Source organism: Stenotrophomonas sp. ATCM1_4, assembly GCF_004348115.1.
Lineage (GTDB): Bacteria > Pseudomonadota > Gammaproteobacteria > Xanthomonadales > Xanthomonadaceae > Stenotrophomonas > Stenotrophomonas capsici.
Genome location: NZ_QPFB01000003.1, coordinates 1 through 392, shown reverse-complemented (window position 1 = coordinate 392; position 392 = coordinate 1). Strand labels below are relative to the sequence as shown.

The window sequence follows — 392 nt, the reverse complement described above, 5'->3', positions numbered from 1 at the left end:
CGACGGCGATCTGTCCGGCATGACCGTGGAAGACATCGAGCTTGCCGCCGACTGGCTGGGCGAAGATGGTGCGTTCGTGCGCGAGCTGGTGCGGGTGCGCTTCCTTGACCAGGACGGCGACGACTACGCGCTGCACGACTGGGCAGACCACAACCCGTGGGCAGCCGGGGCGGAAGCACGCAGCGAGAAATCAAAGTGGGCGGCGTTGTGCAAGCAGTACGGGCGGCCAGAGGCTGCCCGGATGATGCCCGAATATGCCAAGCGCATCGGGATCGACTGCCCGCCGGTGCCAGCCGCACTGCCAGAAAGTGCCAGTGGCACGCCGTTGGCAGAGTCTGGCAGTGCCAATGACTGCCAAGCGGAGTGCCAGAAAGTGCCAGTGGCAGATTCTG

At 65.3% G+C, this 392-nt stretch carries 1 protein-coding gene; it reads left to right on the top strand.

Features of this window, described 5'->3' with window-relative positions; genetic code table 11:
* Window positions 1-19 precede the first annotated feature (19 nt).
* The coding region (locus tag ATCM_RS18950) for a hypothetical protein (protein WP_207911866.1) at window positions 20-392 on the top strand (373 nt) is incomplete at its 3' end.